This window comes from Leifsonia sp. ALI-44-B (genome assembly GCF_001984125.1).
Classification (GTDB): domain Bacteria; phylum Actinomycetota; class Actinomycetes; order Actinomycetales; family Microbacteriaceae; genus Okibacterium.
The window spans coordinates 1,147,026-1,164,894 of the sequence record NZ_MTQL01000007.1; the positions used below are offsets into that span (position 1 = coordinate 1,147,026).

General features: G+C 68.8%; 16 protein-coding genes. 4 read left to right on the forward strand and 12 right to left on the reverse strand.

Annotated elements, in window-relative coordinates; translation table 11 throughout:
• Positions 1-167: 167 nt before the first annotated feature.
• Positions 168-1,331 carry a glycosyltransferase gene (locus tag ALI44B_RS12410; RefSeq protein ID WP_077054936.1) on the forward strand — a complete coding sequence of 388 codons (1,164 nt, stop codon included), beginning with the start codon at positions 168-170 and terminating at the stop codon, positions 1,329-1,331.
• Between the two features lie 124 nt (positions 1,332-1,455).
• On the forward strand, positions 1,456-2,409 hold the full coding sequence (locus ALI44B_RS12415; protein WP_077054937.1) for a manganese catalase family protein: 954 nt from the start codon (positions 1,456-1,458) through the stop codon (positions 2,407-2,409).
• A gap of 122 nt (positions 2,410-2,531) precedes the next feature.
• Here ALI44B_RS12415 and ALI44B_RS12420 read toward each other — a convergent pair whose 3' ends face one another.
• From ALI44B_RS12420 to ALI44B_RS12435, 4 genes are all read right to left on the reverse strand, one after another.
• A complete protein-coding gene (locus tag ALI44B_RS12420) occupies positions 2,532-2,783 on the reverse strand; it encodes a hypothetical protein (protein WP_077054938.1) in 252 nt (83 codons plus the stop codon).
• A gap of 97 nt (positions 2,784-2,880) precedes the next feature.
• The gene (locus ALI44B_RS12425) at positions 2,881-4,944 is read right to left on the reverse strand and encodes a bifunctional metallophosphatase/5'-nucleotidase (protein WP_077054939.1); all 2,064 of its coding nucleotides are present in this window, start codon (positions 4,942-4,944) and stop codon (positions 2,881-2,883) included.
• 166 nt (positions 4,945-5,110) lie between these two features.
• Positions 5,111-5,602 (reverse strand): FBP domain-containing protein, encoded by a 492-nt coding sequence (locus ALI44B_RS12430; RefSeq protein WP_077054940.1) that lies wholly within the window; start codon positions 5,600-5,602, stop codon positions 5,111-5,113.
• A gap of 368 nt (positions 5,603-5,970) precedes the next feature.
• Positions 5,971-6,981, reverse strand: coding sequence for a LysR family transcriptional regulator (locus ALI44B_RS12435; protein ID WP_077054941.1), 1,011 nt, complete (start codon positions 6,979-6,981; stop codon positions 5,971-5,973).
• A gap of 81 nt (positions 6,982-7,062) precedes the next feature.
• Between ALI44B_RS12435 and ALI44B_RS12440 the strand changes: the two genes are divergently transcribed.
• Complete coding sequence (locus ALI44B_RS12440) at positions 7,063-8,130, forward strand: aminotransferase class V-fold PLP-dependent enzyme (protein WP_077054942.1); 1,068 nt, start codon at positions 7,063-7,065, stop codon at positions 8,128-8,130.
• 116 nt (positions 8,131-8,246) lie between these two features.
• Here the strand turns inward: ALI44B_RS12440 and ALI44B_RS12445 are convergent, their stop codons facing one another.
• The 5 genes from ALI44B_RS12445 to ALI44B_RS12465 all read right to left on the reverse strand — a co-directional run bounded on the left by ALI44B_RS12445 (position 8,247) and on the right by ALI44B_RS12465 (position 12,481).
• The gene (locus tag ALI44B_RS12445; RefSeq protein WP_143459237.1) at positions 8,247-8,573 is read right to left on the reverse strand and encodes a hypothetical protein; all 327 of its coding nucleotides are present in this window, start codon (positions 8,571-8,573) and stop codon (positions 8,247-8,249) included.
• 41 nt (positions 8,574-8,614) lie between these two features.
• Positions 8,615-9,163 (reverse strand): hypothetical protein, encoded by a 549-nt coding sequence (locus ALI44B_RS15950; protein WP_143459239.1) that lies wholly within the window; start codon positions 9,161-9,163, stop codon positions 8,615-8,617.
• 162 nt (positions 9,164-9,325) lie between these two features.
• Positions 9,326-9,811 carry a hypothetical protein gene (locus tag ALI44B_RS12455; RefSeq protein WP_077054944.1) on the reverse strand — a complete coding sequence of 162 codons (486 nt, stop codon included), beginning with the start codon at positions 9,809-9,811 and terminating at the stop codon, positions 9,326-9,328.
• 340 nt (positions 9,812-10,151) lie between these two features.
• A complete protein-coding gene (locus ALI44B_RS12460; protein WP_077054945.1) occupies positions 10,152-10,787 on the reverse strand; it encodes a response regulator in 636 nt (211 codons plus the stop codon).
• Complete coding sequence (locus ALI44B_RS12465; RefSeq protein WP_077054946.1) at positions 10,784-12,481, reverse strand: sensor histidine kinase; 1,698 nt, start codon at positions 12,479-12,481, stop codon at positions 10,784-10,786. Before ALI44B_RS12465 ends, ALI44B_RS12460 begins: the two co-directional genes overlap by 4 nt.
• Positions 12,482-12,589: 108 nt before the next feature.
• Between ALI44B_RS12465 and ALI44B_RS15955 the strand changes: the two genes are divergently transcribed.
• A complete protein-coding gene (locus tag ALI44B_RS15955) occupies positions 12,590-13,480 on the forward strand; it encodes a universal stress protein (RefSeq protein WP_077054947.1) in 891 nt (296 codons plus the stop codon).
• Between the two features lie 110 nt (positions 13,481-13,590).
• On the opposite strand, the gene ALI44B_RS12475 is transcribed toward ALI44B_RS15955, so the two are convergent.
• Genes ALI44B_RS12475 through ALI44B_RS12485 form a run of 3 tightly spaced genes read right to left on the reverse strand, consistent with a single transcriptional unit; the run spans position 13,591 to position 17,866 of the window.
• Positions 13,591-15,807 (reverse strand): glycoside hydrolase family 43 protein, encoded by a 2,217-nt coding sequence (locus ALI44B_RS12475; protein ID WP_077054948.1) that lies wholly within the window; start codon positions 15,805-15,807, stop codon positions 13,591-13,593.
• Between the two features lie 56 nt (positions 15,808-15,863).
• Complete coding sequence (locus ALI44B_RS12480) at positions 15,864-16,847, reverse strand: glycoside hydrolase family 43 protein (RefSeq protein WP_077054949.1); 984 nt, start codon at positions 16,845-16,847, stop codon at positions 15,864-15,866.
• Positions 16,848-16,858: 11 nt separating this feature from the next.
• The gene (locus ALI44B_RS12485) at positions 16,859-17,866 is read right to left on the reverse strand and encodes a carbohydrate ABC transporter permease (protein WP_238592198.1); all 1,008 of its coding nucleotides are present in this window, start codon (positions 17,864-17,866) and stop codon (positions 16,859-16,861) included.
• Positions 17,867-17,869 lie beyond the last annotated feature (3 nt).

Genomic DNA, 17,869 nt, shown 5'->3' on the forward strand with positions numbered 1-17,869 from the left:
CACGCCAAGTTGTACCCCCGGTGAACACTTCTCGCAAGGCCTTCTCCGAGAAGCGCTTCTCGGCGATGATCGGCTAGTGGGCCGAGTCCCGCTCCGGCGTTGTCGCCGTCCCACCCCCGCGAGAAACGGAGACCCGCCCGCAGATGAGAATCGCCGTGTTGTGCCACATGCATCACCCGATCGCCGAGCCTTTTCAGGGTGGAACCGAGACCCATACGGCGATCTTGGCGGATGAGCTTGTGGCGCGCGGTCACGACGTGACGCTCTTTGCGAAGGAAGGCTCTGAGACGACGGCCGCGGTGTATCCGCTCGTGCCCGCGGACTTCGAGTTCGTGTTCGCGGCGTCGCCGCTCGTGCGGGTGCAGCAGAAGGGCTTCCTGGCCGAGGCCGTGCACCACAGCATCCAAATCATCAGTGAGGGCGATTTCGACATCGTCATCAACAACTCGCTCAGCGTGCTGCCCTATACGCACATGCGGCACCTGCCGATGTTGACGATTCTTCACACGCCGCCGACGCTCGCGGATGTCAACGCCATCGTCACGAGCCCGGGGTGGTCGCCCTCGCCGCAACACCTCTTCGTCACGGTGTCCGAATCGAATGCCGCGCCCTGGCGCCTGATCCTGCCCGAGGTGCACGTCGTGCACAACGGCGTCCTGCCACGCCCAGCCTCCGCCGAGGGGGTCACCCCGGCCGATGCGGAGGCCGCCGACCTCGCCGCGACGCTCAGCGAAGCCGTGGCTGGATTCGCCGACAGCGGGTCCGATGCTCACGCCGACCCCGTCACGCCGACCTCCTACGCCGCCTGGGCCGCACGCATCACGCCCGAAAAGGGTTTGCACGTGGCCATCGAGGCCGCCGCGCGCGCCGGGATCGAGCTGCGCATCGCGGGCCCGATCGCCGACCCCCGCTACTTCGAGGAAGACATCGAACCCCTGCTCGGTCGGGGAGCGACGTATGTCGGCCACCTCGACTCAGAGGAGCTCGACCGCTTCCTCGCCGCCGCCTCGGTCTTCGTGGCATCACCACTCTGGGCCGAACCCTTCGGGCTCTCGGTGGTCGAGGCCCTGCGACTCGGCGCCCCGGTCGCGGCCCTGCCGAACGGTGCGCTCCCCGAACTCATCTCCACGGCCAATGGCGCACTGGCCCGAGACGAGAGCGCGGCGTCCCTCGGTCGCGCCATTCGCACGGCCCGTCGCCGTGATCGCGCCCGAGTGGAAGCATCCGCCGCGCCCTACACCGTCACGCGAATGGTCGACGGCTACGAACGCTTACTCGATCGAATCCTCGCGGGCAACATCGAAACCGCCGACGTGCGCGCAACGGCTTAACTGCCCCTGCCCCGCATTTCTGTCACCCATTCGGGGGCATTTCGCAATGGGGTTACCAGGATGCCGGTGAGCCCGCAGGCTGATCTTCGACGGCATCGCGCCGCCACCCCGACAGGAGGCACAGATGTATTTCCACGTTCAGGACTTCATCAACGAGATCGCCCAAGACGAGCCGGATCCCGCGGCCGCCAACGCGCTGCAGGAAGGTCTCGGCGGCCAGTTCGGCGAGATGCGCACAATGATGCAATACCTCTTCCAGGCCATGAACTTCCGCGGGCCGGCGGCGAAGCCGTACCGCGACCTCATCCAGGGCATCGGCACCGAGGAGATCAGCCACGTCGAGCTCATCGGCACGACGATCTCCCGCCTTCTCGACGGGTCTCCGCAGTACCAGGGCAAGCCCACCGACCCGCTCGACAAGGCCGGCGCTGGCGGAGCCATCCCCCTCAACATCGCGCTCGACCACAGCAACATCCACCACTACCTCGTGGGCGCCCAGGGCGCGTTGCCCGTCGACGCGGCCGGCAACCCGTGGAGCGGCAGCTACGTCTACAACTCGGGCAACCTCACGCTCGACTTGCTCTACAACCTCATGCTCGAGTCGACCGGCCGCCTGCAGAAGTGCCGCATCTACGAGATGACCGACAACAAGACGGCGCGCTCGACCATCTCCTACCTGATCGTGCGCGACCAGGCCCACGAGAATGCCTATGCAAAGGCCCTCGAGTCCCTCGGCGTCGACTGGGGCAAACTGCTGCCGATCCCGAAGACCAACGCCGAAGCCTTCCCCGAGGTCAAGGAACTCGTCGATCGCGGCCTGCAGAGCAAGCAGTACTCGTTCGACCTGCGCGGCCAGTCCGAGGCGGGCAAGATCTTCCGCGGCGCCTCGCCCTCGAATGACGGCACCGAACTGGATGCCTCGGAGCAGGCACCCGTCGGCAGCCCCATCACCATCGCCCCCGAGCGCATGGAGGAGTTCGCCCCGGGTCTCGACCCCGAGCTGCTCGCGCTCATTCAGGCGACCGCCGACCTCGAGCTCAACGAGATCGAGAACATGTACGGCCCCGTCGCGAAATAGCGGGGTGCGCCGATAGACGGGCGAAGGGCGGTCACCGGGATGGTGGCCGCCCTTCGTTGTGCGGGCGTGCACCTGTGTGCGCCACGTGCGGGCGTGCGCAAGTCTGTCGCGGACGACCGGAGCTACATGCGGCGTGCGACCTCATACAAGGTGGGCGCGACGTCTTCGACATCGGCCACGAGGAACTCGACGTTGCCCGCGCCGTCGCTCACGATGACATCCCAGACGCCCGGATGCGAGAGGAGCGTCGCCGTGAGGCTGCCGCGCGTGAAAACGCGCACGTCGCGCAGCTGGATCTCGGAGTGGTCGACCCACCCGTCGAGCACGTCCTCGCCCGGGAACGTCGGCAGGCCGTAGGGGTCGACGTCGTTCACGAGTTCTCCTCGGGTTGGGTGATCAGACGGTGCCGCATGCGACGAGGGGCACCCACCGCATCCGGTGGGCGCCCCTCGCGCTGAGGTCGTGCCGAGTTTATGCCCGCTGGCGGCGTCGACGCGCGATCACGGTCGAGCCGGCTCCGAGCATCAGGAGCAGAGCGGCTGCGCCCAGGGCGAGCACACCGTTCTCGGCACCCGAGTTCGCGAGCGAGCCCGTGTTCGAGCCGGAGCCCGCGGTGCCGGAGCCGGTGCCCGAGCCGGAGCCCGCACCTGCTTCGTCACCCGTGCCCGGGGCCGGAGTGGCCGGGTCGGTCGGATCGGCCGGGTCGGTCGGTACCGGCGTCGGCTCGGGCGCCACGACGGCGGCCGTCGACAGCGCCCAGTTCTGCACGAAGAAGTCGGCGGGGTCGATCGTGCCGCGCGCGCCGGCCCAGTCGATCAGCAGCTGACGGATCTCCTGCAGTTCGTCATAGACGATGGGGGCGTCGGCCACGGCCGGGAACCCGCCGCCACCCGACTGGCGGTAGTTGTTCACGGCCAGCACGAACTGGTCGTCGTCGGCGATGGCGCTGCCGTCGGCGTAGGACAGGCCCTGGATGCGCGATCCGACCGGCTGCGAGACGTTGATCTCGTAGTCGACACCCGACAGAGCGTCATAGTTGTAGTCGGGGATGCCCGTGGGGCGGTCGGCCGTCACGGCGTTGGTGCCCGTGGCCGGGTCGAACGTCGCGCCGGGGGCGACCTGGTTGAAGTACCGCGCCGAGAATTCGAGATACTCGCGCAGCTGAGCGCCCGTGATCTGCACGCCGCGCAGCGTGTTCTCATAGATGTAGAGGCCGGCGATATCGCGAATCGTGACCTCGCCCTCGGGGAACATGGCCGTGCGCGAGAACGGCGAGGCCTGCGAGATGACCGGGATGTCGGCCAGCGGGCCGCCGTCGAGGGCCGTCTCCACCGTGTCGGCCTGCACGTAGTTGATGAAGTCGATGATCGCCGTGTCCTCATAGCGCGAGGTCTCGGCGGGCAGCGCCTCGGTCGAGCGCGCGACGGGCGTGTTCACGTAGTCGATGGTCTGCTGGTGCTCGTCCTGCAGCGCGGCGACGACCTTCTGGCTCTCAGTCGGGGTGTCCTTGCCGTAGTGCGGCTTGACCGTCGGCTTGGCGGCATCCGACCAGTCCACGTTGAAGTTGCCCGAGGCGTCTTCGACCAAGTTGAGCGTGGTCTCGGTCACGCCGCGCGCCCAGTAGTTCGGCTGCGTGATGAGAACCTTCTCGCCGGCCACGTTGGTGAGCACGGTCTCGGGCTTGTCCTGGTGGCTGTGGCCGGCGACGAGCACGTCGATGCCGGGCACCTGCGTGGCGATGTTGTTGGCCACGTCTTCGTTCAGGTCGGCGGGCACGTAGTCGGCGTCGGCGACGGTTCCCTGACCGGTGTGGGCGAGCACGACGACGACGTCGGCCTGCGCCTCGATCTCGGGCACCCACTTCTTGGCGGTCTCGACCATGTCATCGAATTCGAGGATGCCTTCGACGTTTGCTTTGTCCCAGATGCGGATGCCGGGCGTCACCACGCCGAGCACGCCCACGGTGACCTGCTTGCCGTCGATGGTGCGCTCGATGAGCTCGTAGGGCTTGTGGTACGGAGCATCGGTCTTCGCGTCGATCACGTTTGCGCCGAGGAGCGGTGCCTGCAGATCGTTCTCATAGGCGCTCAGCATGTCGAGGCCGTAGTTGTACTCGTGGTTTCCCACGACCTGGGCGTCGTAGCCGATGGCGTTGAAAGCCTGGGCCATGGGGTGCTCGATGGTGTTGTCGAGAACGCTGGCTGCGCCATCCCCCATGCCGTAGTAGTAGGTGAGGGGCGTGCCCTGCATGGCGTCGCCGTTGTCGAAGACCATGACGGATTCGGCACCCTTGGCGGCGCGCACCTCGTCGACGACCGTTCCCACACGCGTGAGGCCGAGGATGTCGGCGTCCTTCGTGTAGGCGGCGTTGGCGAAGTAGTCCCAGTTGAACACGTGTCCGTGGGTATCGGTGGTGGCGAGCAGTGTGAGCTCGACGGTGTCACCGGTTGCGGCGGGCGCGGCGGTGGCGGGTGCTGCGGCGACGATGCCGAGCCCCGTCAACGCCACGATGCCGACGATGCGATGTAAGCGCATAGTTGTCCTGTCTCAAGAAAAGTGGTGGATGTGAGAGAACCTATCCACCCCTTGTGAACGGGACGTTACGACACCCTTTCGGGGGGTAAACGTTATCGAAGGGTGATGTTGGGGCCGCGATGCGGGCGTGGCCGGTCGACGCGTGTCGCCGGCCACGCCCCAATCGCTAGTCGGTGCTGCGGATGCCGCGCACGAAGCTCTGCGACCGCTCACGCAGCACATCGATGCGGTGCTGCTTCGCGGCGTCGACATCGAAGCCCACGTAGGCCACCGTCGGGCGGCGGCGCACGTTGACCGAGCACTCGAAGTCGGCGCACACGAGCGTGCCGACGGTGTCGCCGCGTCGCCCGGCCGCCCCACCGCGCTTGACGCTGAAGAACGCCACGTCGTTGGGCAGCTCCACATCCTCGCACCAGGCGCACTGCGGTCGGGTGCGGGGTTGCACGTCGCCCTTCCGCAGCAGGATGCCCGTGGCCACACCGTCGAGGTGCAGCACGACGTAGCCCTGGGCCGGGGCCTTGGGGTCACGCCATCCGAGGTAGTCGATGGCCTCCCAGTCGATGCTGTCGAGGTGGGCGGGCAGGTTGAGCTCCTTGCGCTCGCGCTGCGACGCGTTGATGAAGGATGCTCGGATGTCTTTTTCCGTCAGGGGAAGCATGGGTGATCGCCTTGTCTGTGTCGCACGAACGACGACGCGCTCGTGTCTTACTCGTTCTCGTACTCTGCTGATTCGCGGATGCCGGGTGTGCGCATCGGGCCCACTCCTGTCGAGCGAGCGCGGGCAACCGCGGCGGGGTAGCGCCGAGTGGCGCCGGAAACACCGGGAAAGGCGGCTACCTGATGCCGGCGAACGATACGCCGGCAACCCCCAGACGCCCCGCGGGCAGGTTCGAAACGGTCAGACTCACGTCGGCGAGTATACGCCGGGGAGTGGGTGGGGTCGAGGTCGGGTGGAGTTCTCGCCGCGGCTGATCAGCGCGGTCTCGCGCGGCCAGCCGTGCGAAGCCAGTCGATCTGGCCCGGCCGTCAGGAGCGAGCGGCCGCGAGTCCCCACGCGGAGGTGTCGAGCGCGTCGATGGCAGCAATAGTGGCGGCAATAGCAGGAACCCGATGCGAGGCCTCGGCCGACACGAGGTGCACGGTGCGCGAGTCGGGGGTCGCCGGATGCCGTGCCACCACGTTCGCGGGAAGCGGCACGCTCGCGAGCGCCAACGACGGAAGCAGTGCCACCCCGAGCCCCGCCTCCACCATGGCGAGCACGGCCGAGACGTTGTCGGTCTCGTAGTCGATGCTCGGCGTGAAACCGTGCGCCGCGCACAGGTGCAGGAGGTGGCCCCGGCAGCGCGGGCAGCCCGCGATCCAGCCGGCGGCCGCGAGGGAATCGAGGGCGAGGGGCGACGCGTCGGGGGAGAGACGCGCGGCCGGGCCCGAGTCGCCTAGCGCGCCGCGCGGCGCGTCGGCATCGCGCCGCAGAATCAGAACCATGTCCTCACGCCACAGCGGTGTCGCGGTCAGCCCGGCGGCGCTCGCCCCGTGTGGATCGTCGGGGTCGCCCGGATAACTGAAGGTGAGGGCGATATCGGCCGTGTGATCGCGCACCGCCTGCACGGCCTCGGGCGGCTCGGCCTCGATGTAGCGGAACCGCAGTCCCGGATAGTTGGCACTCATGCGCTCGATCAGCCGCGGCACGATGGTCGACGACGCCGACGGAAAAGCGGCGATGCGCACCCATCCCGTGCGCAGTCCGGCGAGCTCGGCCAGCTCCTCGGCTGCCGAGTCGATCGAGCGCAGCACGGTCGCCGCGTGGCGCGCCAGGATGTCGCCGGCCTCGGTGAGCAACGCGCCGCGGGGAACGCGCGTGAGCACCGGCATCCCCAATCGCTGTTCGAGGCGCCGAACCGTTTGGCTCACGGCGGGCTGGCTGTAGCCGAGCAACGCGGCGGCGGCCGTGATCGACCCGGTGTCGGCGATGGCCCGCACCACGCGCAGGGTCTGCGAGTCGAGGTCGGCGGCCAGAGGCGTGCGGGGCTCGGTCATGGCCCCAGCATAACGTCCGGTTATGCCGCCGATAGAGAAGCTGTCGTTGTCGAATGGATGCCGCACGGGCACCCTGGAGCCATGACGACGCTCGCGCACCCCCGCCGCACCCTCGACGAGGCGCGCGCCCAGTTCGTGGGCGGTCGCCGCTATCTCGGGGCCTGCTCGGTGGGCCTCGCCAGCGCCGACACGCTCACCGCCATGCGCGCCGACCAGCAGAACTGGGCCGAGGGCACGTGCTCACCCGCCGCCTTCGACGCCGGCATCGCCCGCACGCGCGACGCCTACGGCCGCCTGGTCAACGTCGCGCCCGACCGTATCGCGATCGGCTCGCACGTCTCCGCCATGGTCAGCGTTCTCGCGGCCGGGGTGCCCGACGGCGCCGAGGTGCTGTGCGTCGCCGGCGACTTCAGCTCGATGGTGTTTCCGTTCATGGTGCGCGAGCGCCGCGGCGTTCGTGTGCGACACGTCCCCGTCGAGGCGCTCGCCGACTCCATCACAGCCGACACCTATCTCGTCGCGTTCTCGCTCGTGCAGTCGGCGTCGGGCCGGGTAGCGGATGTCGCGGCGATCGTGGCGGCCGCAGCATCCACCGGCACCTTCACGCTGTGTGACACCACGCAGGCCGCCGGCGCTATGCCCGTGGATGCCTCGCTTTTCGACGCCACCGTGTGCCACGCCTACAAGTGGTTGTGTGCCCCGCGCGGCGCCGCGTTCCTCACCCTCGGCGTCGACTATCAGCGCACGCTCGTTCCGATCCAGGCCAATTGGTATGCCGGCAATGACGTCTGGGCCTCGTGCTACGGCCCCGAGATGCAGCTCGCCACCGACGCGCGCGCCTTCGACGTGTCGCCCGCCTGGCCCGTCTGGGTGGGCGCCGAACCGGCCATCGACCTCTTCGCCTCGCTCGACCTCGCCGAGGTGCACGCCCACAACGCGGCCCTCGGCGACGCGCTCTGCGACGGTCTCGGCCTCCCGCGCGCGGGCCAGGCCATCATCACATGGCCGGATGCCTCGGCCCACGATCTCGCGGCCCTCACCGCGCACGGCATCACAGCCTCGGGTCGAGCCGGCCGCGCCCGCGTCGCCTTCCACCTCTGGAACGACGACCGCGACGTCGCCGACGTCCTCGCGGCCCTCGGCCATTGACTGCATTAAACAGCGAGACTCCCTGATCCACATGTGTGGGGGAGTCTGCGCTGTCGAGTTTAGACGAATGCTGTGAGTTGATCAAGAGCGAACCGGCGGGCGCGACCGCGTTTTGGTCAGCGGTAGGGTCTCCCTTCACAGTCCACCGCGTCCGAGTAGTGCCCCTCCTGAAGGGCGTTCTTCGCATCCTGCCGAAACGCACCCGTCGGGATGACCGCAACCTCGATCGATTCCGAGGCCTCAATGCTCGACGCGCTCGAGCAGATCGCGACGACCGTCCAGCCTTCTTCGTCACCGTCGAACGTGGCTGGGAGGTTCACCCGCGGAGAGGCGTCCTGGGTGAGTAACTCCGAGTCATCACTCCGCGCGAGCGCGACGCTCTCTAATCCGTTGCCGACAAAAGCCGACGGCGTCGTCGCCGCGCTGCAACTCGTCAGCGTCATCGCGAGCACGAAGAGGGCACCAACTGAGGCTGTCCGGACAGTTAGAGCCCGCACGATATTGACGAACTGTAGGGGTTCAGGGCGGTCAAGCGGCCGCTTGTAGCGACGGTATTCCAACCGATGACGCCGGTGCGGCCGTGCACGCCCTTCTGTTTACTCACGTTGTAGTGATACCGCGTGCCCACGGCTCGTGCCTTCCACGTCTGCCCCGCTGACATCGGCGGTGATGAACACGAGACGGTCGTGGCCACGCTTGTCCCCGCGCTGATATTGAGACCGGCTGCAACGGAGCCGCGACTCGCACCAAGACTGAGCTGGATGTCCCGGCTGGCCGTTTTGCCACGACTGATCTGACAGGTTCCACCGGAGGATCGGATATTGCACGAGCCAATGACACCGCCCAGTTGATTTCGAGAGGATGAAACGTTGACCACTCGGTAGCGCAGGGCGGCCGATTCCGCGGACTCAGCCGTCTCGGACGAGGAGTCATTCTGGACCTGGCCGTCAGCATGAGCTGCCTCGATCGAACCGCCAGAGAGAAGAATGGCGAGAAGGGCTGGAGCCGCTAAGCGAGTCTTGAAATTCAACATGTTGGACAGGTTAGTATTCTGAATTGCCCAGCTCAAGAGGGTCGTTCGACCTGCGGAACAACCATGCGGTCACAGGAAAAGGGCCGAGACGAATATCTCGTCACGGCCCTTCTCCCAACAGCGTCTCGCGCAGCGCGGGGAGGGCGAATGCGGTTCGGAAACCTACCGCGCGGTTGCCGGAATCGCCCGGCTGAGCGTGGTCGTGGCCCATCCCAGCAGGGCGAGGATGAGGCCGACCCCGATGGCGAAGAAGGCGACGCCGAACGAGACGACCGAGGTGAAGAGCGACGCCCGCAGGAACGATGCGTCCATGACGGTGGCGCGGATCGGGTCATCCTTCTCGAGCTGGGCGTAGGTCTTGCCGTCGGCCATGGCGGTGGCGTGCATGTTGATGGCGTCGGCCTGGGCGAGGGCGCTGAACGGGCCCGTCACGGGCGCATTGGCGAGGAAGGAGGCATCCTCGCTCACGGTGATGTGCTGGTCGGCGAGCTGGGAGCTGACGACACCCCAGACCACGCCGCCGGCGACGATCATGACGATGCCGGCGATGATCGCGAGTAGGCCGGCCCAGCGGGCGAGAAGGCGTGTGCGTGGGCTGAGCGGTGTGGTCGTGGCGGCGGTGGAACCGGTGGCGGTTGCGGTGCTCATGAGTGTTCCTTCTGTTCGTGTGACGTTGTCGTCATGACTCCAGAGTCGTCCTCCCGCGCCAGCTGGGTCAGGGCCGAAGGTCCCACGACGAAATGAATAAATCTCGGATGTCGTGGGCCCTTGGACTCTGTCGGGACGAGGCGACGCGCGGTGGACTGAAGGGACACGGCACGACAGAGCGAGGAACGCATGAGAACACGCACGGTAGACAGCGCACACTGGCAACGGTTGTGCCGCGCAACGCGCGAGCGGCTGTCGCGAGGTGGGGCGCTCGGGCGTGAGCCGGCGGACACCCCATCCTCGAGCGACGGTGAGATCAAACGCTCGCGCTAGGCCCGACTCAGGGTCGAGCGCTGTGCGGATGCGTGAGCCCGTAGACCGCCGCCTGCGTGCGACGTTCGACCCCGATCTTTCCGAGCAGGCCCGAGACGTAGTTCTTGACGGTTTTCTCGGCAAGGCCCAGCTGCTCGCCGATCTGGCGGTTCGTCATCCCCTCGGTGATCAGGGTGAGTACCTGGTGCTCGCGCAGGGTGAGCTGTACGTCGTCGGCCGGGCGCTGGTCGAGCACGCGTTGCCGCGCGCGACGAACGAGCTCGGCGTCCATGAGCTGGGCGCCCGCCGCGACCTGTCTGATGGCGCTCACGAGCCCGGCACCCCGGATGTCTTTGAGCAACCACCCCTGGGCACCCGCCAGCACGGCGCCCTGCTGGGCGTCGTCATCGTCGAACGCCGTGAGCATGATGCACGGCAGCCCAGGGTGGGCCGAGCGGATGTCGCGGCAGGCGTCGATCCCCGACCCATCGGGCAGCCGCACATCGAGCACGGCCACGTCGGGGGCCGTCGCATCGACGCGGGACACGGCGTCTCGCACGGTCCCCGCCTCGCCCACGACGGTCAGGTCGGCCTCGCGCTCGATCACGTCGACGATGCCGCGGCGCACCAATTCGTGGTCGTCGAGCAGGAAGACGCGGATCATCGGGGCACCTGCCACGTGAGCACGCTGCCGCCCTCGGCGCCTGGGTCGAGCGAGCTCGACCCGCCGTGGGACGCGGCGCGGGCCGCGAGGTTCGCGGTGCCACTCGAACGCGCGGGTGGGGAAACACCCGGCCCGGGCCCGTCGTCGCTGATGCGCACCTCGATCGCGCCGGCCGTCACCCCGACGGACACGATCACGGTCGTCGCGTGGGCGTGACGCACGGCATTCGCGAGCCCCTCACGCACGACGGCTTCGGTGTCGTCGAGCAGGTCGTCGACGATCACGCCGTCGACGTCGCCCTCGAACACGATGCGCGGCGAGGTGGGGAAGGATCCCGCGACCTCGCTGACGACATCCAGCAGTCGGTGCCGCGCCGACGGCCGCGCGCGGCGCGCCGAGCGCAACGAGAAGACCGACGTGCGAATCTCGGCGACGGCTTCGTCGAGCAGGTCCGAGACGCCGTCGATGCGTGCTCGGGCGGGCTCGGGAAGGGCGTCGAGATCCATTCCGTTGAGCGCCAGTCCCGCGCCGAAGAGGCGTTGGATCACGTTGTCGTGCAGGTCACGGGCGATGCGGGCGCGGTCCTCGAGCAGGGCCACGCGCTCCCGGGCGGCGCGGGCTCCGCGCAGTTCCAGCGCCACGCTGGCCTGGCTCGCGAAGTCGGTGATCATGTCGAGGTCCAGGTCATCGAAACGCAGGGCACCGGGCGGCCGGGCGACGAGGAGCGCGGCATCCACACCCCCGGCTCGGCTGAGTGGAACGGTCATGGCGCTGCCGGTCGACGCAGCACCGTCGGGCGCGCCGGGATGCGGAAGGCCGGCAGACACCACGGGATTGCCTGAGGAGATCACCTGAGCGGCCGGGGTCGTGCCTGCGCTGAACACCCGGCCGGCATAGGCCGCCGCATCGGCGCCCCACGCTCCTTCGGTGGCGAAGGCACCCGAGCCGGTGCGCACGATCAACGCCACGACGGCTGCATTCGTGAGCCGGAGTATCGAGGTTGCGATGAGCCCGAGAGGGTCGGCGCCGTCTTCGTCGAGCAACGCCGAGGCGACCTCGGCCGAGGCGAGCGACCATCGCTGGCGGCGTTGCGTGTCACCGAAGAGGCGCGCGTTCGAGATCGCGACACCGGCGGCCGCAGCGAGGGCCAGCAGAAGCTCCTCGTCTTCGTCGCTGAAGGGGCCACCCGAACGATCGGTGAGATAGAGGTTGCCGAAAACCTCGCCGCGCACCTGGATCGGCACGCCCAGGAAGCTGTCCATGGGCGGATGGTGGGCGGGAAAACCGACCGAGCGAGGGTCGTCGGCGAGGTGTTTCAGGCGCACGGGGCGGGCTTCGGCGGTCAAGGCGCCCAGGACCCCGAGGCCCGTCGGGAGGTGCCCGATCGTTCGTCCCAGGTCGTCGTCGATGCCCACATGGATGAATTGCTCGAGCATGCCGTCGGGGCCGATGACGCCGAGCGCGCCATATCGGGAGCCGACGAGGTTCACGGCCGCTTGGATGATGCGACGCAGCACCACCTCGAGGTCGAGGTCCTCGGCGATCGCACGCGTGGCCGAGAGCAGATCGCGCAGCCGCTCCTGCGTGTGCAGCACGTCGTGGGCCTTGTCGACCAGCTCGCCGACGGCCCGCTCGAAATCGGATGTCGGAAGCGACGGGCGATCCGCGGATGTGTCAGGGCGCTCGGGTTTCACGGGGCTCCTCGGTGGCTGTTTCGAGCTGATGGGACCTCTGGCCCTACAGCGCGCGGGTGAGCCGCACGACACTGGAAATCTATCGCAGACAGATGAACGGGGATAACCGTGGGCAACACGACGGCACAGACGACCGGGCTCCTGAGGGCCGACGAGCCGCGCATATCGGACGCCCCGGTGTTCCGGTGCATCGTCGGCTACGACGGGTCGTCGGCGGCCGACACCGCGCTCGGTTGGGCCGTCGAGAGGGTCGAGCGGGCCGGCCGTGAGGACGTCGTGGCGCACGAGCTCGCCGTTCATCTCGTCGGGGTCGTCGATGGCGATGCGGGTGTCATGGGGGCCGCCTACGCGGAGGAGGCCACTCGTGCGCATGCCCAAATCCTGTCCGATGCCGCGGCGCGGGTCGTGGGCGAGCACCTCGGCCTCGGGGTCACGACGCAGCTCGTCGACGGGCTCGTGGCCACGGGCCTCGCCGACTCAGCTCGGCCGGGTGACATCGTCGTCGTCGGATCGGATAAGACCGGCTATGCGCACGGTCGGCTATTCGGGGTGCGCAGCATTCAACTGGCCGCAGCCGCGACCGGCCCGATCGTCGTCGTGCCGTCGGCAGACCTGCGGTTTCGGGCGGGTGTCGTCGTGGCCGTGGATGGCACGGATGCGTCGATCGCGCTTGCGCGCCTGGGCGCCCGGGAGGCCGCGTCGCGTGGGCACACCCTGAGCCTGGTGCTTGCGGTAGCGCCCGATGCTGCCCCTGCACAACGGCAGCGGGGGGACGAAGCGCTCCGTGCAGCTTTCGAGGCGGCGCACGATGTCGACGCGGGGCTCGAGATCAGCCGTCACCTCGCCCATCGGCGGCCGGCCGAAGCGGTGCTCAACCTGGCACGCGACCGCTCGCTGCTGATCGTGGGGCGTTCGCGCCGCACGCCCGCACCCGGTATCGGGGGCACGCTGCACGAGGTGCTCCTCAACGCGAACGTCCCCGTCATGATCGTGCCCTGACCGAGTGGGGCCGAGTGCGATATAGCTGGGCGATGCGCGTCCCACGTCACGCGTAGACGTCGAGGGGCCTGAACGAATGTGTCGTCCCGGCCCCTCAGCGGTGCGGCGGGCTAGCCGCGGTCGGTGCTGCGCTTGGCGGCGCGGCGGCGCAGGAGGACGAGCACGAGACCCGCCACCACCAGCAAGGCGGCGATGCCCGCGACGAGACCGAGCGTCGAGCCGTCGGCACCCGTCTGCGACAGAGAACCGCGGCGGATGGCATCCGGGTCACCCGCGGGAGCGGCCGACGAGGTCGCGCCCGGCACGATCGGAACGGCCGTGGCCGAGGGGGTCGGCGTGACCGGCGGCACCGGGGGAGTGGTCGGGTCGACAGGCGGTTCGGTCGGCTCGACCGGTGCAGCAGCCAGGCCCGACACGCGCACGTAGTCGAACGTGGTCGTGAAGCCGGCGCCCGCCATCGAGACGAGGCCGATGCGCGGCGTCACGCCGAGTGGCGTCGTCCAGGTGCCCGATTCATCCCAGGTTTGGCCGTCGAGGCTCGTGTACCCCGTGTAGAGGTTCTCGGTCGCGCTGTGCTGGCGCACGATGCGCAGGTAGGTTTCGTCGCCGACGGGCCCGCCGACGCCGTTGCCGTAGACCGGGTAGCCGGCCGGAACGGGGCTCTGACGCTTGGCGAACTCGGTCTGGCGGGTCTCCCAGATCGACGACACCGCGTGCTTGATGAAGTTGCCGTCGTCGGTGTAGAGCACGATGCCGCCCTGCACGTAGTTCTGGCAGCAGCCCTCGGCCGGCACGTTCACCGACACGCGCGTCTCGACCACGTAGTCGCCCTCGGGCGCGGCCTCGGTGACGAGACCGGCGGCGTTGGCCTCGGGGCCGAGGTCGCCCGCCTGCGTGTCGAAGCTGAACGAGCCGTCGGCGACACCGAAGCTCGAGGCATCCGGTTGGCGGATCCACGACCACTGAGCACCGAGCGCGTCGCCGTCGAAGTCATCCGACAGCGCGGCGATCGTCTCGCCGGGTTGCGGCTGCACGACGGGGGCGGATGCGGGAGCCGCGGCCTGCCCGGCAACCGTCACGGGTGCGGGCTGCGGGGTGTCGCTCGGCCCGGCGCCGCCGCGCACGGTGGGCCAGCCATCCACCCAGTCGATGCGGTCCATGAGCACGGGTCGCTTCGTGTAGGTCTCGCCCTCGACCATGTAGGGGTCGTTGCGGTCGACGGCGTGGTAGACGATCCACGAGGTGCCCGCGAGGTCGGTCGCCATGGTGTTGTGGCCCGTGCCGATCCAGCGGTTGCCGTTCTGGTGCAGCAGCGGGGTGCCGCCCACGCGGCCGGCGAGGAGCGACGTGCCCGTCTTGTCGACGAAGGGCCCGGTGGGGCTGGTCGAGCGGCCGACGAACACGCCGTAGCCCGTGAGGGGCCCGGCGCAGCAGTTGGTGGCCGAGCCGAGCAGGTAGTAGTAGCCGTCGTGTTCGACGACGTTGGTGCCCTCGTAGCGGTTCGAGATCGAGATCTGCACCTGCGTGGCGGGGTCGGTCGTGAGGCCGTCGGCGCTCAGCTCGCGCACCGAGAGGCCGCCGAAGTAGCTGCCGTAGTAGATGTAGTTCTGGCCGTCGGCCGTGATGACCTCGGGATCGAAGGTCCAGCGGCGGTCGTTGGGGTTGCCGCCGGGAGGGGCGGCGGGTGCGACGACGGGTCCGCCCGAGTCGGTCCAGGGCCCGGCGGGGCTGTCAGAGGTGGCGACGCCGATGGCCGCGCCCCCGTCATCCGGAACGCCGTCGCCGTTGGTGTCGGGGCCGACCGTCTTGGTGGCCGTGTAGTAGAGGTTGTACTTGCCGTTCAGGAAGACGACGTCCGGCGCCCACATGTCGCCGTCGTTGATCCAGGCGGGCTTCTCGGGCAGCGCCTCGGTGACGAACGTCCACGTCACGAGGTCGGTCGACCGATAGGTCGGGATGCTGTAGAAACGCAGGCTGCCGTCGGGGTTCTTCTCCTCGGAGTCGAGGGCGTCGCGCGTGCAAAAGAGGTACCAGGCGGCGTCGGCTGGGTCGGCCGAGCGGATCACGTCGGGGTCGGCGCACTGTTCGGCGGGCCGACCGTCCGCGAGCGTCAGCGTGAGCGGGTTCGTGAACGTGTCGGCGGCCACGGCGGCGCGGGCACCTGACGCGGCGATGGCGGATGCTGGGGCCACGGTGGTTGCCGCCGATGTCGTCGTCGCGCCGGTCGTTGCCGGTTGGGTGGATCCGGCACCTGCGGCGGCGGCTGGCGCCACCCCGAGCAGCAGGGCCGCGGCGGTGAAGCCGGCGGCAAGCGAGAGTTTTCTCATGTTTCCTCCACGTTGAGGGTTGGTCGAGCGGGGTGTCTGAGGGTGAGGTGCGGGGGCTACGGCAGGTCGACGACGGGCGTCGAGCCGTCCCAGGAGAGGGGCAGCACGTTCATGCCGCGGTAGACGATGGCCGGGTCCCACGAGTGGAAGAAGATGCGGTCTTCGCCGTCGGGGCCCGCCACGACATCCTGCCCGCCAGGGCCCACATAGGCGTCGCCGGTGATCTCGGTGGTGAGCAGCGGGCCGTCGGCTTTCGTGTAGGGGCCGGCCAGCGCCGTGGCGGTGGCATAACCCGTGGCATAGGCCTCGCCGCCGTAGTCGTTCGCCGAGTAGAAGAGCACGTAGGCGTCGTCGTGTTTCACGATCACGGGCGCCTCGATGAGCGAGCCCTCCCACGCCTCGGTCTGCTGCAACAGGCGGGTCGGCTCACCGGGGAGCGTGACGCCATCCGCGCCGAGGGGCGACAGCTGCAACCAGGTGTCGAGCCCGCAGCAGTTGCCGTCGTTCTTCCACACGAGGTAACGCGCGCCGTCCGTGTCGGTGAAGCTCGACGCGTCGATGGCACCGCCCTCGTCGAGCGGGCAGATGAGCGGGGTGTCGCTCGCGCCCACGAACGGTCCGGTCGGCGCATCGGCCGTGGCCGCACCGATGCACTGCTGGTCCGAATCGGCATCCTGCGCCGTGAAGTAGAGCGCGAAACGCCCGTCGGCCAGCTCGGTCACATCGGGGGCCCACGTGCGGCCCTCGTCGGCCCAGGCGGGCAGATCGGGGAAGGCATCCTCACCGGCCGGCTGCCACGTCTCGAGATCGGTAGAGGTGGCGTATTGCAGGTTCGCTGCCGGGTTGTTGGTCGCGTAGGCGTAATAGGTGTCGCCGACGCGCAACACGTCGGGGTCGGGAAAGTCCTGGTCGATCGCGAAGGCGGGCGTTGCGGATGCCGGAGCCGCGCTGTCGGCACCGCCCGCGTCGCCCGAGCCGCTGCCCGAGCACGCGGTCAGGACGAGAACCCCCGCGGCGAGAGCGGCCAGGGCCCCCGGCATCCGCACCCGCATCAGCCCTTCACACCCGAGGACGCGACGCTGTCGACGATCTGGCGCTGAGCGAGCGCGAACAGGATGAGCACGGGAACCGACGCGATCACGGCACCGGCCATGACGATCGAGAAGTGCGTCGAGTAGGCGCCCTGCAGCTGGGACAGACCCGGCTGCAGCGTGAGGTTCTCGGGGCTGAGGAGCACGTAGATCGGCCACAGGAAGTCGTTCCAGTTGGCCAGGAAGCTCAGCACCGCGAGGGTGGCGAGCGCCGGGCGCGACAGCGGAACGATGATCTGCAGGAAGATGCGCAGGTCGCCGGCACCGTCGATGCGGGCCGCCTCCTCGATCTCCATGGGCAGCCCGATGAAGAACTGCCGCAGGAAGAACACGCCGAAGGCGCTCGCGGCACCCGGGATCGAGATGGCCCAGATGGTGTCGAGCCATCCGAGGTTCTGCACGATCAGGTAGTTGGGGATGAGGAAGATGACCGGCGGCACGAGCAGCGTCGCGATGATGAGGCCGAAGACGATTCTTTTGCCGCGGAACTCGAGCCGGGCCAGCGCATAGGCCGCCGCCGACGCGGTCACGAGGATGAGGATGGTCTGCAGCGTGGCCGCCAGGAAGCTGTTCAGCAGCCAGCGGAAAATCGGCTGCTGCCCCGACGACAGCGTGGCATAGGCCTCGGTCGAGAAGGGGTTCGGGATGAAGCCGTAGGGGTTGGTGATGACATCGCCGTCGGTCTTGAACGACGTGATGAGCACCCACAGCAACGGCAGCACAATGATGAGCGACACGACCACGAGCAGCACATAGAGGATGGCTTGGCGCACCGTGCGCGGGCGGAAGCGGCGTTTCGGGGCCACGGTTGCCGAGGCGTTCGCCCGGCCGCGCCCGCTGCCCGAGCCGCCGCCCGAACCGCTGCTCGCGCCGCCGTTGCCGGGGCCGCCGCCGTTACCGTTGGCGCTGCCGGCACCCTCGACGCCGTCGTCGCCGCCGCGGGGGCGGGTGGGGGTTGAGGTAGACATCCT